12 protein-coding genes are annotated in these 15282 nt (G+C 38.7%); 8 read left to right on the forward strand and 4 right to left on the reverse strand.

Annotated features, from left to right (window positions below):
* Positions 1-95: 95 nt before the first annotated feature.
* Genes JNG87_RS06320 through JNG87_RS06335 form a run of 4 tightly spaced genes read left to right on the forward strand, consistent with a single transcriptional unit; the run spans position 96 to position 5890 of the window.
* Complete coding sequence (locus JNG87_RS06320) at positions 96-2405, forward strand: TonB-dependent siderophore receptor (RefSeq protein WP_202842557.1); 2310 nt, start codon at positions 96-98, stop codon at positions 2403-2405.
* A gap of 3 nt (positions 2406-2408) precedes the next feature.
* Positions 2409-3854, forward strand: a complete 1446-nt coding sequence (locus JNG87_RS06325; protein ID WP_202842559.1) for an ABC transporter permease — start codon at positions 2409-2411, stop codon at positions 3852-3854.
* Positions 3855-5201, forward strand: a complete 1347-nt coding sequence (locus tag JNG87_RS06330; RefSeq protein WP_202842561.1) for a DUF3526 domain-containing protein — start codon at positions 3855-3857, stop codon at positions 5199-5201. It begins immediately after the preceding gene.
* Positions 5195-5890, forward strand: coding sequence for an ABC transporter ATP-binding protein (locus JNG87_RS06335; protein WP_202842563.1), 696 nt, complete (start codon positions 5195-5197; stop codon positions 5888-5890). Before JNG87_RS06330 ends, JNG87_RS06335 begins: the two co-directional genes overlap by 7 nt.
* A 97-nt stretch (positions 5891-5987) precedes the next feature.
* Here JNG87_RS06335 and JNG87_RS06340 read toward each other — a convergent pair whose 3' ends face one another.
* Entirely contained in the window at positions 5988-7283 is a 1296-nt protein-coding gene (locus tag JNG87_RS06340) for a cryptochrome/photolyase family protein (protein ID WP_202842565.1), read from the reverse strand.
* Between the two features lie 187 nt (positions 7284-7470).
* Here JNG87_RS06340 and JNG87_RS06345 point away from each other — a divergent pair, with 187 nt between their 5' ends.
* Entirely contained in the window at positions 7471-7713 is a 243-nt protein-coding gene (locus tag JNG87_RS06345) for a hypothetical protein (protein WP_202842568.1), read from the forward strand.
* A 13-nt stretch (positions 7714-7726) separates the two neighbouring features.
* On the opposite strand, the gene JNG87_RS06350 is transcribed toward JNG87_RS06345, so the two are convergent.
* Complete coding sequence (locus JNG87_RS06350; protein ID WP_202842570.1) at positions 7727-8884, reverse strand: MFS transporter; 1158 nt, start codon at positions 8882-8884, stop codon at positions 7727-7729.
* A 430-nt stretch (positions 8885-9314) separates the two neighbouring features.
* Between JNG87_RS06350 and JNG87_RS21650 the strand changes: the two genes are divergently transcribed.
* Entirely contained in the window at positions 9315-9704 is a 390-nt protein-coding gene (locus JNG87_RS21650) for a GNAT family N-acetyltransferase (RefSeq protein ID WP_238349680.1), read from the forward strand.
* A gap of 17 nt (positions 9705-9721) precedes the next feature.
* Positions 9722-9925 carry a GNAT family N-acetyltransferase gene (locus JNG87_RS21655; protein ID WP_238349681.1) on the forward strand — a complete coding sequence of 68 codons (204 nt, stop codon included), beginning with the start codon at positions 9722-9724 and terminating at the stop codon, positions 9923-9925.
* Between the two features lie 50 nt (positions 9926-9975).
* Here JNG87_RS21655 and JNG87_RS06360 read toward each other — a convergent pair whose 3' ends face one another.
* On the reverse strand, positions 9976-10890 hold the full coding sequence (locus JNG87_RS06360) for a helix-turn-helix domain-containing protein (protein ID WP_110008704.1): 915 nt from the start codon (positions 10888-10890) through the stop codon (positions 9976-9978).
* Positions 10891-10966: 76 nt separating this feature from the next.
* Positions 10967-11764: an SDR family oxidoreductase gene (locus JNG87_RS06365; RefSeq protein WP_202842572.1), complete on the reverse strand. Its 798-nt coding sequence runs from the start codon at positions 11762-11764 to the stop codon at positions 10967-10969.
* 134 nt (positions 11765-11898) lie between these two features.
* Between JNG87_RS06365 and JNG87_RS06370 the strand changes: the two genes are divergently transcribed.
* Positions 11899-15240 carry a DEAD/DEAH box helicase gene (locus JNG87_RS06370; protein WP_202842574.1) on the forward strand — a complete coding sequence of 1114 codons (3342 nt, stop codon included), beginning with the start codon at positions 11899-11901 and terminating at the stop codon, positions 15238-15240.
* The last annotated feature ends 42 nt before the right edge of the window (positions 15241-15282 follow it).

A 15282-nucleotide genomic window follows, 5' to 3' on the forward strand; every position in this document is an offset into this window, starting at 1 on the left:
TGGTCTGTACTGTAATTCCGTGGATACCTGTGTCTTTACACAATTAAGGATATCCTTTTATTAATGGGCCATTCGCTGCCCGTACATGCTTATTCATGACTACCAGTAATTTTAATTATTCGGGAATAATTTATTGTATTTCCCCAAATCCTGTAAAGCTTTTCAGCACAGGCTTTATCACAGTCTCATCACTTCTTTGTGCTCAGTCACGTCCGGAAGATTCGTTATCTACAGTGGTACAAACTGTTGAGGTTATCGGAAGAAAGTCTAAAGATTATACTTCCGACTACTCTTTTGCCGCCACCAAGATCGCAACGAAAAACAAAGATCTGCCTTTAACACTTAATACCGTTACCAAAGAACTGATCACCGACCGCCAGGCTTTTCAGCTTGGAGATGTCATGAAAAATGTGAACGGTATTTCTCCTTCAAGCTATTATAATCAATACAACATCCGTGGGATCAGCCAGAATGAAGAAGGACAGATCATCAATGGAATGCGCACAAGGCAATATTATTTTTTACAGCCGATGACTTCCAATATAGAACGTGTGGAGGTTTTCAAAGGGCCGGCAAGTATTACCATGTCCAGTGTAGATCCCGGAGGAACGATCAATATGGTTACCAAAAAGCCATTATCAAACCCTCGCCACGAAATCAGTTTATCAGGTGGAAGCTTTGAAACTTACCGTGTCACTACAGATCTTACAGGTCCTTTAAATAAGAGCAAAACTTTATTATTCCGTTTTAACGGAGCGTATCAGAATGCCCGTTCATTCAGAGATCATATTAAAAACAGCGGTATCCTGATCTCTCCTTCTATCACCTTTGTTCCGAATGAAAAAACATCCGTGAATGTAGAAATGATTTTCAATGATCTCTATGGAAATCTGGATCGTGGGCAGCCTATTTTCGGGGCAGCGGCTGGAAAAACAGATTTATACAGCACTCCACGATCTTTGAACCTGGGAGCTCCTGATGATTTTTTTAAAACAAGAGAGCTGATGCTGATGGGAACGGTTGCCCATCATTTTAACCAATATATCAGCTTTAATGCATCTTATATGAAGCAATACTGGAGGGAAAATCTTCAGGAGCACAGAACTACCAATTCTTTTGTTCCGGATATGAACAATATCCCGGTTTCCAGCCTTGCCATGATGCAGTTTGTTCAAAGAAAACAAAACTGGGCAACAGATAATATCAATGCGTATTTCAATTTTAAATTCAAAACGGGTTCTGTTCAGCATCAGGCTCTGATAGGTTACGACAGCCAGATCTGGGAGAAACGCAAAGGCGGACAGCAGAAAGCAGCAAGAGGTTTTCTTTTAAAGAATGGCTCTGTGATTTCCTCTTATAATCCTGCAAATGCTTCGGATTATCAGACCATCAATTATAATGGAACAATTATTCCCAGACCTAATGTAACACCATTTGACCTGAATCCCGGTGCGGCCAATTATCAGGGTACTGATTTTAATACGCTTAATGTGATCACCCCTCTGCCTTCTGCTCTTACCACAACGCATGCTGCTTATATCCAGCATCTTCTTACCTGGAAAAAGTTGACAATATTATCGGGAATACGTCAGGAATGGTTTCAGGATATCACCAATTTCAAAGAAGCCAATGAGTCATCGTTCAAAAATAATAAACTGCTGTACAGATTCGGGATTACCTACAGTGTAACGGATCATATTAATCTGTACGGAACTTATTTAACCGGGTATCAACCTCAGTCCAATACGGTAACGCTGATGCCCAATACCTCAGTCCTCACCGGATCTGCAGCAAGATTTAAGCCTCTGACTTCTGATCTTAAAGAACTGGGAATCAAAGCGCAGCTTTTTGGTAGAATTTCATTGAATCTTGCAGTGTATGAAATCAAACAAAGAAATATAATCATCAATGCCAATAATCCTTCAGAACCTGATGAACTTGTACAGCGTGGTGCTGACCGAAGCCGTGGATTTGAAGCTGAATTTTCCGGACATATCCTTCCTCAATGGCATATTTACGGAGGCTACAGCTATATTGATGCTACAATACTGGATGATACCAACCGTGATCTTGTCGGAAAAAGAAAGGAAAACACTTCTAAAAATTCGGTGAATTTCTGGACACGCTACAACTTTTCAACTATTAAATTCCTCAAAGGCTTCGGAATCGGTGTCGGAATACTGCATCAAAGCTCTAAAATCCCCTGGTTTACAAGAAGCTTTGAACTTCCCGCCTATACGACATTGGATGCAGCATTGTATTACACTCCGGCAAAAACGGTCCAGCTTTCTTTTAATCTGAATAATATAACCAACAAAGTCTATTGGATCGGGGCTCAGAACTACTTAAGACTGTTTCCGGGAACTCCGAGAAATTATCTGCTAACTGCTACTTATAAATTTTAAACTATGGCTATTTCTAATTTACAACTGATGGTGAGAAAAACCTGGCAGGATTTGTTTAAAGGAAAACAAAATCTGTTCACCACGATTGCCGTACTCCTGTTCTGTATGCTGAGTATTGGCATAGGATATACAAAATACACCGATTCTTTTTCGAAAATAAAAGAATACCGGAAGGAAGTCCGGGAAAACTGGGAACACAGACCGGATAAGCATCCGCACCGTATGGCTCACTATGGCTATCTGGTTTTCAGAATCGGACATCCGCTGAATATTTTTGACAACGGACTGGATGACTTTCTGGGAAATGTCATATTTCTGGAGGCTCATAAACAGAATACCGCCAATCTGTCGGAAGCGGGAAGCTCGGGTACTTTGGTAAGATTCGGAGCGTTCAGCAGTGCATTTATTCTGCAGAGCATTGTCCCGTTGATTATTCTCTTTTCAGGATTTGGGTTAATTGTACAGGAACGTGAGAATGCCACTTTAAAAATCATCAGTGTCCAGGGAACTTCCGGAAGAGCGATTATCTGGGGCAAAATTCTGGGACTCTGGCTGTTTTCTCTCTGTTTTCTTATTCCTGTAATTCCTGTTGTTTTCGTCGCTGCACTGATGTCCGAGACAACAGATTCTGCGGATATTCTATTACGTTTGTCATTACTGCTGCCTGCTTACATGATTTATTATTTTTTTATCTGCACATTAACCGTTGTCGTATCGGCAAACAGTAAACGTACCTCATCAGCATTGATCAGCCTTATCGGGTTCTGGCTTCTTTTTATTATCGTTCTGCCTAAAGGAATTCAGTTTGCAGCACAGAATTTATATCCTGCACCTTCCCGGATTGCTTTTGAAACGAGCCTGGAAAAGGATATTTTAAAGTCTGGAGACAGCCATAATCCTGATGATCCGCATTTCAAAAAAATCAAGGATTCTTTACTGGCAAAATATCAGGTAAAAACAACCAATGAACTTCCTTTCAACTATGGCGGATTCGTTATGAAGGAAGGGGAAAAAATAAGTTCACATATCTATATCAGACATCAGAAAGAACTGCAGAACATTTACAGTAAACAGCAAAATCTGACTGATATTTCAGGATTCATTAATCCCGCTATTGCCATTAAAAACTTTTCCATGACTGCTGCAGGAACAGATTTCTTTGCTTATAACCAGTTTCAGAAACAGGCAGAAGAATATCGCTATAAAATGGCTCAGCACTTAAATGATTTACAAATTGAGCACATCAGCAATATTAAACCGGAAAACGGCGGACCAGCTGCTGTCATCGACAGGCACAACTGGGAAAAGTTTCCGGATTTTCAGTATCAGTATTCTTCTGTTCTGAAAAGTTTAAAGCAACAGCCAATACCTGCTGCTGCATTAGTTCTGTGGATGGTTATCTGCATCATTGCTATCGAAATAAGTGGAAGAAAATTAAAACTCATCTAAATGAACCGTTATTTATATATCCAATTTTACCGTAATAAATCGTACATCATTGCACTTCTGTTTCTGTTGATGGCAGGGCTTATGGCTATCTATACAGGAAAAAAATTCCTGGACAGGAACGAAGACATCATCTCCCGAAGCGGAGCATTTCAGAAAGAAAGTATTGAAAGAAATACAAAATTTCATAAGGATGATCTGGGACTGGTTCTTTATTATATTAAATTCAATCTGGTGAATGAAACACCCAAATTGGCTGCTTTAAATATCGGAATGCGTGACCTGAATCCTTCTATTCAGGGAGTAACCATCCGAAATCTCGAGGAACAGCGCTACAATGCTGATTTTTATAATCCAGCCAATGCCGCAGTTGGAAATTTTGACTTTAGTTTCGTTGTTGTTTTCCTGTTTCCACTGGTGATTGTTGCATTCTGCTATAATCTGATTTCTGAGGAAGAAGAAAGAGGAACCTGGAAGCTGCTGTCGGTTCAGAGCGGTAATTTACAAAAGCTTCTGGATCATAAGATGTTCATCCGTCTTTTGGCTGTTACAGTTGTATATTTTGTATTAATTATCATCGCTTCGGTCTGGATAAAAATACCTTTAGACTCGTACTATATTGCTTTTATGGTCAGTGGTTGGTTGTATATTCTGATCTGGTTTTCCCTGTGCAGATGGATTGTGTCTTTTCGGAAATCATCGGCTCAAAACGCATTAATTCTTCTGATTGTATGGGTGGGCATCAATTTTATTATCCCGATGAGCAGTAATATTCTGATACAGAAGCTTTATCCGGTTCATGAGTCCCTTAAAGCTGTGATGGAACAGAGAGAAGGCTATCACAACAAATGGGATGAAGACAAACGTCCTACCATGGAAAAGTTTTACAAAGCCTATCCACAATACAGCAATTTCACTGTAGAAGAAAATGATGCATTCACCTGGACCTGGTATTATGCCATGCAGCATATGGGAGACCTGGAATCTGCAAAATCATCCGAACTGTATACGGAAAAAATGCAGAAACGAAATCAGGCAGCAACCTATTTAGGTTATTTCCTTCCCAATCTACATACTCAGCTTGTAGAAAGTCATCTGGCAAAATCTGATCTGCAGAATCATTTGCAGTATGCTGAATCACTCAAAAAATTCCATGAGAAAAAAAGATTGTTCTTCTACCCTCTTATTTTCTCAGGTAAGAGTGCGGAATCTGTCAACTGGGCACAGCAAACGATAGAGGTTTTCAAATTCTCTTCCACTATCAAATGGATACAGATACTTCTTCCCTATCTCATCTTCATTGCTTTATTCATCATTCTTTCACAATATAAATACAGAAAACTATGTTAAAAACAGTCAATCTACATAAAAAATACAACGATTTTACCGCACTTCATTCTCTTAATCTGGAAGTAAAAAAAGGTGAAATTTTTGCACTGCTCGGACAAAACGGAGCTGGAAAAAGTACAACGATCAATATTCTTTTGGGACTCATTAAAGCAACATCCGGAGATGCTTTCATTAATAATATTTCGGTAAAGGAGGAACCTCAGAAAATTAAAAGACATCTTGCCTATATCCCTGAAACCGTTCTTTTATATCCTCATCTTACAGGAATAGAAAACCTTGATTTTTTCTCCAAAATTGCAGGTTTTGATTACCAGAAAGATGAACTGTCTGCGCTCCTTAAACGTACCGGTTTGCAGGAAACCGCCCATCATAAAGCATTGGGCGGTTATTCCAAGGGGATGCGCCAGAAAGTTGGAATTGCCATTGCCCTGGCCAAAGATGCCAAAGTGCTTCTTCTGGATGAGCCTACCAGCGGCCTGGATCCGATTGCTACTGCAGAATTTACAGAAATTGTAAGGCAGCTGGGTAAAGAAGGCAGAACTGTTTTAATGGCAACTCATGATATTTTCAATGCGGTAAGTGTTGCTACCAATATCGGTATTATGAAACAGGGAGAACTTGTCCAGAATTTACCTTCCAAAGCGTTTACAGCACAGGAATTACAGGAGCTGTATCTGAAAACAATCTGATGATTCCGTTACTTCTGTAAGTAACTTTTCATATTAATATCAATTGGTTGATGCCCGGTGACAATTTGTTACCGGGCATTTTGTTGATACCTGATATTTATGCCAAAGCTTTTTTGTATTCGGATAAAGCTCTTTCGCGGGCAAAGGTGTGTTCTACAATAGGTGATGGATATGCTGGTGTATTCCATTCAGGGAGCCATTTTTTGATGTACAGTAAGTCTTTATCAAATTTTTCTGTCTGAGCCGTTGGATTAAAAACCCTGAAATAAGGTGCTGCATCACATCCCGAGCCTGCAGCCCACTGCCAGTTTCCATTGTTGGCAGACAGATCATAATCATTCAGTTTTAATGCAAAATACGCTTCCCCCCAACGCCAGTCGATCAACAGATGTTTGCATAAAAAGCTCGCGACAATCATTCTTACCCGGTTATGCATATAGCCTGTCTCATTCAGCTCCCTCATTCCGGCATCTACAATCGGATACCCTGTGGTTCCTTCACACCAGTGCTTAAACTCTTTTTCATTATTCCGCCAGTGGATATTATCATACTGCTTTTTGAAAGACTGATGAACTACCTGTGGGAAATGATATAAAATCTGCATAAAAAATTCACGCCAGATCAGCTCGGACAGCCATACCGTATTATGTTTTAATGCAAAACCCACACACTTTCTGATGCTGATGGTTCCAAAGCGTAAAGCAATTCCGAGCTGTGTGGTATGCTGTAATGCGGGAAAATCACGGTACTTATCGTAATCATCAATAATAGACGCATCCAGAACCGGTTTTTTAAAATCAAAATCTGTTTTTTTGAAACCTATTTCCTTTAATGCCATAATCTCAGAATATTCCTGTGGAAAGAGGTTCTTACAATCCAATTCAACAGATTGATAATGTTCAGGAGTTAAAGTTTCCCGCCACTTTTTGGCAAAAGGAGTGTAAACCGTGTAAGGCAAACCGTCTTTTTTAACAATCTGATCCTTATCAAAAATCACCTGATCTTTACAGGCTTTAAAAGGAATATTCTTTTCTTTGAAAAAATAATAGATTTCCTTATCTCTTTCAATCGCCTGAGGTTCATAATCTCTGTTGCAGAAAACACTTTTGATAGTGTATTCTTCAAACAACTTTCTGAATATCTCTATAGGTTTACCATGATAGGTATTGATTTTTGAATGATACTTTTTTAATGAAATATTGATATCCGTCAAAGCCTGGTGGATATAATCAACCCTGCGGTCTTCTTTATCTTCCAGCTTCCCGAGAATATCAGTATCAAATATAAAAATGGGTAGTACCGGTGCATCAGACTGCAGAGCGTGGTGAAGTCCGATATTATCTTCCAATCTCAGGTCACGCCTGAACCAGAAAATGGTGATTGTATCTTTCATAATTGCTTAATTCAAATTCATTGATCATTCCTGCTTTGAAATGACTCCATAACTAAGGATAAATATACAGATTTACTCCATTAATATTTTTAACAATTTGCATAATCCGGCTTTATCATTACAGTTTATATGATGATATGAATTAAAATTTTCCGACATTTGCTCCAATTATAATAGAAGCTTACGCATGGAAGAATTTGAAGTACCGGTAACCTATAAGGGTAAAGATCTGCTTTTCAACGGAAAGCTTGCCACATTCTCTTATGGATACAAACTGTACGTGGATGTAGACGGAACTGAAGTCGTTATTGAGCGTGATGATCACGGTGACTTAAGAGCTCTTCTCCCCGATGCTGCTTCCGAAAAAAATGTAGATAAAGGACTTATTGAAGCCATTATAGAAGTATTTAAAGAGCTTCAGGTTTTATGATTTGTTAAATTCATTATGATTTTCTGAATACTTTCATCTGTCCGGCCATAATAGCCAGTAATATTCCAAAGCAGGCAAAAAGACCATATGAATACCTAAGATCAAAGCTTTCTGCAATATATCCGATAAGAGGCGGCCCCATCAGAAATCCTAAAAATGATATGCTGGAAACAAATGATAAAGCAATACTCGGAGCTACTGTACTCACTTTTCCTACTGTACTGTAAACGGAAGGCACACTCAGGGAACTTCCAAGGCCAATGATCATAAAAGCAATGATGCAGATCCACAGTTCCGGAAAGAAAACACTTAGAAAAAGTCCGCTGCTCATCAATAGCCCACAGCACTGCAGAACAATCTTTTTTCCATATTTTTCAATGATTTTATTCCCGATAAAACGACCTAAAGTCATCATTAAGATAAAACTTGTATATCCCAGTATGACAAGGTTTTCAGGTGCTTTAACTATAGTTTGAAAATAAACCCCGCTCCAGTCGAACATCGCTCCTTCAATCGCCATACTCAGAAAGCCTATAATTCCCAAACCAATCAGTGTAGGATTCACTGCTTTGAAAATTGAACGGGTCTGCGGTTCTGCTTTATGAATAATATTGGTCAGATTTTTTGTACTGTACAACCAAAGTATTCCTACCAGAAGGAAAATAACAGCAAAATGATAAAAAGTTCCTACATGGAGATTAATCATCAGCAAACCTATGACTGCCCCCGTAAGCCCTGCAAAGCACCATGCTCCGTGATAAGAAGAAAGAAGAGTTCTTTTCGTAATAGATTCTATCTCAATTGCTTGTGTATTGATGGCAATATTGCACATATTCCCGGACACACCGAAAAAGAACAGAACAGCCCCTAAAGTCCAGTAAGAAGGTGATAAACCAATTAAGAGAAGAAAAAAAGGATACAGCATAAAGCATCTTTTAATAATTCCGCTGCTTCCGTAGATGCTGATCAGTTTTCCGGCCAGAACCATCGTCGACAGCTGTCCTATCGGCATCAGAAGCAACAGCGTTCCCAACTGTGCTTCAGTAATGGAAAGAGCAGTTTTAATGATAGGAATCCGGCTCGCCCAGGAGGAAAAAACAAGCCCGTGGGCAAAGAATAGTAAAAAACAGGCGGTCGGCATTTTTGCATTAAAAGATGGGGTCTCGTTCATTATAACAGGGTAATAAAAATCCTTTTTGCAAATTTAGACACGCTGCGCTATTAAAATGTAGTTCATTTTTGTCATTTTTATGTTCCATTTTGACCAATTAATGAAATTGCCGACCTCATTATGGTGGAAAATCACATTATTTTTTGAACACAAATTTTTATTTTCAAGTCTGTTTAAACTTAACCACAAAAGTCACAAAAGTTTTTATTTTCTAAACACTTTGGTATACTTTAGAAAGTTTAAGTAAATACCGTGTAATTAAGCTCACATAAGATGAAAATCTTTGATTTTCAACAAAACTTTAGGATACTTTTATACACAAAGCATATAACTTTAAATAGTTTAAGTGTTTAAAAAGCTTTTGTGTCTTTTGTGGTTTTATAACGTTTAAATAACTTTTTCATTAATTTCGTTGTATAAATAATGAGCCATGAAAGAAAAATGGATTGCTTATCCCACCATTTTGGAAGGGGAAACAGTTGAATTAATTCCTCTTGAAAAACAGCATTTTGAAGAATTATATACTGCCGCATCAGATAAAGAACTTTGGGAACTCATTCCTACTGACTGTTCAGAGGAGACGATGTTTTATAAAACTTATGAATTCGCTTTATCAGAAAGAGAAACCGGAAATCAGTACCCGTTTGTCATACGACATAAAGAAACCGGAAAATTGATCGGCTCCACCCGCTTTTTTGAAATATATCCAGCAGACAGAAAACTGGAAATCGGATGGACATGGATCATCAAAGAGTTCTGGGAACAGCCATCAACCTGGAATGCAAATTACTACTGCTCACCTTCTGCTTTGATGTACTGAAAACAAACAGGGTACAGTTGAAAACGAAAGACGATAATTTCAGATCACGAAAAGCAATCGAAAAAATCGGTGGTGTATTTGAAGGTATTTTACGTAAAGACAAAGTCCTCAGGGATGGAAGCACAAGAAATGCGGCTTATTACAGTATTTTGGATAATGAATGGGCAGCCGCAAAATGCAAAATTGAAGCTTTGATCAAAGAAAAGCAAAGTATTGGCTAAAAGTATACCATAAAAAACACCCGATATTTGAAACGGGTGTTTGTATTTATTTAATTGAAAGACTGTCTGTAACTCAGCGGTGTTTTATCGGTTTTCTTTTTAAAGAGCTTGTTGAATGACTGCGGATGTTCAAATCCGAGAGCATATGCTACTTCAGAAACAGAAAAGCCTGTCGTAGTAAGGTATTCTTTTGCCTTCTCGATCAGTTTTTCGTGAATATGCTGCTGGGCGTTTAATCCGGTAAGGTTACGAAGCATATCACTCAGATAATGGGGTGACAGATTGAGTGTGGATGCCAGAAATTCCACCGTTGGAAGCCCTTTATTTAATGTTTCCTGCTCGTTAAAATACTTTTCCAGCACCACATCCATTTTAGCCAGCACATCATTATTAACTGCCTTTCTGGTAATAAACTGTCTTTTATAAAAACGGTTGCTGTAATTGAGAAGAACATCAATATAAGAAACAATAACATCCTGGCTTACTTCATCAATGGCTGTATTCAGTTCATTTCCAATATAATCAAGAAGCCCCGTTATTGTTGTTTTTTCCTGATCCGATAAATGCAGTGCTTCATTTGTATCATAAGAAAAGAAACCGAAGTTTTTGATATTCTTTGCCAAAGGATAACTTCTGATGAAATCCGGATGTACCAGCAAAGTATACCCGCAGTATTCTGCATTCTCATCGGTGGAAAGAACCTGTCCGGGTGCTGTGAACATCATGCCTCCTTCATTGAAGTCGTAATATCCCTGCCCGTAACCCATTTTCCCGACCGTGGAATATTTATATGAGATCTTATAAAAATTCAGGATAAAGCTTCTCTTCAGCATATCTTTTCTGATACTCATTTTCGTATTATCCACAAGGCTTACCAACGGATGAAGCGGCTTGGGCAGCTGCAGCATATCGTGCAATTCTGATATGGATGAGATCTTCAGCGGAATATTATCTTTCTTTTCCATGATATAAAATTATAAATTATTGGAGTAAAAAGACAGTACAATGTAATTTACTTTATACTGTCTTTCAAAAATCTGATTACATAAACTGTTTTCCGAACTGCTCTCTGAATGCTTCATCACCTAGTTCAAGACGCTGTGCATAGATGGCTTTAGCATCTTCTCCGGCCACATATCTCAATTGTTTTTTACCATCTGTTGCAGCCTCATAGACTACTGCTGCAATCTGTTCCGGTGTAGAAGCCGCTTCCATCATTCCTTCCATTTTAGAAAACAGAGAATTCGTCATGTCTTCATAAGCAGGACTGGATGCTGAGTCCAGAGAACGGCTTACAAAATCCGTTTTGATTCCTCCGGGAGAAACAGTTTTAATATCAATTCCCAAAGTATTAAGCTCAAAAGCTAAGCTTTCACTCCACCCTTCAAGCGCCCACTTGGTTGCGTGATAAGTAGAACCTAATGGGAATGCTACCAGTCCTCCTATAGACGTTGTAGAAATGAACATTCCTTTTTTCTGTTCTCTGAAGTAAGGAATAAATGCCTGTGTAACGCGTATAACTCCTAATAAATTCGTGTCCAGCTGTTTGACGATCTGATCATCAGAAAGCGCTTCCAAAGGTCCTATAAGGCCATATCCCGCGTTATTATACACCACATCGATGTCTCCAAGTTCAAGAGCCTGCTGTACAGTAGACTTAATCTGTTCCGGATTGGTAACATCCAGCGGAAGTACAGTTACATTCTCCAAAGCCGCAAGATCAGCTGCTGCTTCAGGGGTTCTCATAGTCGCGATTACTTTCCATCCGTTGTTTTGAAATAATTGGGCAGCTGCTTTTCCTAATCCTGTAGAAGCACCTGTTATAAAAATTGTTTTCATTTTTCCTGGTTTAAAATTACAGGACAAAGTTCTGCATTACAACAAACGCCGGAGTTGCCAAAATGGGGTAAGGTGTAGCCAAAACGGATTCTTCAATATATTTGTTTTTTGTAAGTTTGTCCCGATCTATTTTTATGGCAGAATATATTCTTGACAACATCAATATCAGTACACTTTCCGTATATGACCTGCTGAAACATACCTCAGACAGCGCATTTATCGGAATCAGGGATTTTCGTGAGATCTATCCTGTTGCTATTGAAAACAATACAGGAATATTTACAAAAGAGTCTTCATTACAGAATTTTCCGGTAGTTACCATCAGCAAAATAAACAGCACTCTGCTTTGTTCATGCACTTGCAGCAATGAAAAGAACCAGCTTTGTTCTCATCAGGCAGAAATAATCCACTGCATTATTGAAGATAAAAACTATCGCCTGTTTTTTGATGAAACACTCCGCAAAAAAAACTTTCTTCCTAAAGCAAAAGAATATGGGCTGGAAAATGAGCCGGATCTGGATCAGTATTTTGAACTGGAATATACTGAAGGTAAAATTAAAATACTGCCCAGAATCAAAGAAATGCTTCCTGCAGATGATGTGATGTTGACAAGGGATCTTCTTCCTCAGCTTCCTTCTAAACTGGATGAGCTGGCAGTATTGGAATCGGATAAAAAGCAAATATTGGTTATCGGTAAACACCGTTATTACAATCATATGACCTTCTCACTGATGGAGGCAGAAATAACTCAGACAGGAAAGCTCAAAAATCCCGTAACTCCTGTAGATGCCATGCAGCTTATCTGGAAAGCAGAAAAACCTGCAGACATCAAATTTTATACTGCCATTACTACTTTTCAGAACAACTATAATGAAGATTACAATACGGCAGAACTGGAAGCTTTAAAGCTCATTGTACAGAATCCTCTGGAGCTTGAGGTCTATTATCATGACAGGGAAATCGCAGAAACCGTTTCCTCAAAGTCACTTTCCTTTATTGAATTAAATACTTTAGATGCGGAGGTTCAATTATCTGTATTTAAGAAAGATCCGTTTTTTGAAATCACCGGAGAGCTGTTGTTTAATGACATTGCTCTTCCATTTAAAAATATAGTTCTCAGAAATGAGTATTTTGTGTATAACCGAAACATTTTCAGCTTTGTAGACAATCCGGACATGCTCAGAATCATCCGGTTCTTTAAGGCTCATAATGAAATTTTACTGGTTCATTCTTCAAAATATGAAGCTTTCATGCAGGACATTCTGTCTGCTTTAGAAGAACGTATCCATATTAATTACAGCTACATACAACCTGCAACGAAAGTACAGCTTGAAGACAAGAATTATCATACTGAAAAAGTCATTTATCTCCGTCAGCAGGAAAATTATATAGGAATTACTCCCGTCATGAAATACGGTGATGTGGAAGTTCCGGTCTATTCCAGGAAGCAGCTTTTTGATACAGATCAGAATGGAAATCCGTTTAAAATAGAAAGAAATGAATCAGCCGAAGCCCGCTTTACTTCTTTGGTGATGCAGCAGCATCCTGATTTTGAGGAACAGATGGACGGCTATCAGTATTTTTATCTTCACAGGGATAAGTTCCTTGATAACAACTGGTTTCTTGAAGTATTTGAGACCTGGAGAAACGAAGGGATCATTATACTTGGCTTTAACGAATTAAAAAACAATAAATTAAACCCTCACCGGGCAAAAATCAATATTCAGATTACCAGCGGACTGGATTGGTTTAATGCTAAGCTGAAAGTGGGATTTGGTCCCAAAGAAGCTTCTCTGAAACAGCTTCACCGGGCCATCCGGAATAAGAGTAAATTCGTCCAGCTGGATGACGGCAGCATGGGAATTCTTCCCGAAGAGTGGATGGAAAAGATAGCTGCTTATTTCAGAGCAGGAGAAATTGATGAAGAGCTTTTAAAGATTCCGAAAATCAATTTTTCGGAGGTAACGTCACTGTTTGAAAAAGAAATTCTGAGCAAGGAGATTCAGGAAGAACTTACCTCCTATTCCACAAAATTTTCAAAAGTAAAAAACATTCCTGAAGTAGCTGTTCCCGCTGAACTGAATGCTGAACTGAGGGATTATCAGCATGACGGACTGAACTGGCTTAATTTTCTTGACAGTTTCAACTTCGGAGGATGTCTTGCAGATGATATGGGACTTGGAAAAACCATTCAGATCATTGCTTTTATTCTTTCGCAGAGGGAAAAAAGAGGCCATACCACCAACCTGATTGTGGTTCCTACTTCCCTGCTCTTCAACTGGCAGGAAGAGATCAGCAGATTTGCACCTTCCATAAAAGTTCTGCTTCATTATGGTGCAGACCGACCGAAAACAACAGCTCATATGCCTGACTATGAAGTGGTTCTTACTACGTATGGGATGCTGCTTTCGGACATTCAATTTTTGAAAAATTTTAATTTCAATTATGTATTTCTGGATGAATCACAGGTGATTAAAAATCCTAATTCAGAAAGATACAAAGCCGCAAGACTTCTTCAATCAAGAAACAGAATTGTTCTGACCGGAACTCCTGTCGAAAACAGCACTTTTGATCTTTACAGCCAGCTTTCTTTTGCCTGTCCCGGATTATTGGGAAGCAAACAGTATTTTAAGGATATTTATGCCATTCCAATTGATAAATTTGAGTACAGCAAACGTGCCGTGGAGCTTCAGCAAAAGATAAAACCATTCATTCTCAGAAGAACCAAAAAGCAGGTTGCTAAAGAACTTCCGGATAAAACAGAAACAGTGATCTACTGTGAAATGAATACGGAACAGCGTAAAATTTATGATGCTTATGAAAAGGAGCTTCGGGAATTTATTGCCGCCAATGATGACGATGATCTGAACAAAAACAGCATGCACGTCCTTACAGGGCTTACGAGGCTCAGACAGATCTGTAATTCCCCTGTTCTGATGAAGGAGGGATATTCCGGAGAAAATGCCGTTAAAATCGAAATTCTGATGGAGCAAATCCTTGGAAAATCCAAAGATCATAAAATCCTTGTTTTCTCACAATTTGTAGGCATGCTTGATTTGATCAAGACTGAGCTGGAACGCCACAATATTCAGTTTGAATATTTAACAGGTCAAACGAAAGACAGAGGTGAAAAAGTTGCTCATTTTCAGAACAATGAAGATATCCGTGTATTTTTGATCAGCTTAAAGGCCGGAGGTGTCGGTCTCAATCTTACCCAGGCAGATTATATTTATCTTGTTGACCCATGGTGGAATCCTGCAGCTGAAAACCAGGCTATTGACCGAAGTTACCGTATAGGACAGACCAAAAATGTAATTGCGGTGAGGATGATCTGCTCCAATACTGTAGAAGAAAAGATTCTTACCCTTCAAAAGAAGAAAAAAGAACTGGCTCAGAATCTGCTGACTACAGATGGAAAGAAACTCCAGGGATTGTCTAAACAGGATTTGATGAATTTACTGGGATCTGAATCGTAATATAAAAGCTTAAAACCAGCAAAAAAAACCGACAGGTAAAGG

The organism is Chryseobacterium cucumeris (genome assembly GCF_016775705.1).
GTDB classification, from domain to species: Bacteria; Bacteroidota; Bacteroidia; order Flavobacteriales; family Weeksellaceae; genus Chryseobacterium; species Chryseobacterium cupriresistens.

Bases quoted from the DNA above. Each gene is read 5' to 3' on its own strand.
- JNG87_RS06320 (WP_202842557.1), top strand. From the start codon at position 96: ATGACTACCAGTAATTTTAATTATTCGGGAATAATTTATTGTATTTCC.
- JNG87_RS06325 (WP_202842559.1), top strand. From the start codon at position 2,409: ATGGCTATTTCTAATTTACAACTGATGGTGAGAAAAACCTGGCAGGAT.
- JNG87_RS06330 (WP_202842561.1), top strand. From the start codon at position 3,855: ATGAACCGTTATTTATATATCCAATTTTACCGTAATAAATCGTACATC.
- JNG87_RS06335 (WP_202842563.1), top strand. From the start codon at position 5,195: ATGTTAAAAACAGTCAATCTACATAAAAAATACAACGATTTTACCGCA.
- JNG87_RS06340 (WP_202842565.1), bottom strand. From the start codon at position 7,283: ATGAAAGATACAATCACCATTTTCTGGTTCAGGCGTGACCTGAGATTG.
- JNG87_RS06345 (WP_202842568.1), top strand. From the start codon at position 7,471: ATGGAAGAATTTGAAGTACCGGTAACCTATAAGGGTAAAGATCTGCTT.
- JNG87_RS06350 (WP_202842570.1), bottom strand. From the start codon at position 8,884: ATGAACGAGACCCCATCTTTTAATGCAAAAATGCCGACCGCCTGTTTT.
- JNG87_RS21650 (WP_238349680.1), top strand. From the start codon at position 9,315: ATGAAAGAAAAATGGATTGCTTATCCCACCATTTTGGAAGGGGAAACA.
- JNG87_RS06360 (WP_110008704.1), bottom strand. From the start codon at position 10,890: ATGGAAAAGAAAGATAATATTCCGCTGAAGATCTCATCCATATCAGAA.
- JNG87_RS06365 (WP_202842572.1), bottom strand. From the start codon at position 11,764: ATGAAAACAATTTTTATAACAGGTGCTTCTACAGGATTAGGAAAAGCA.
- JNG87_RS06370 (WP_202842574.1), top strand. From the start codon at position 11,899: ATGGCAGAATATATTCTTGACAACATCAATATCAGTACACTTTCCGTA.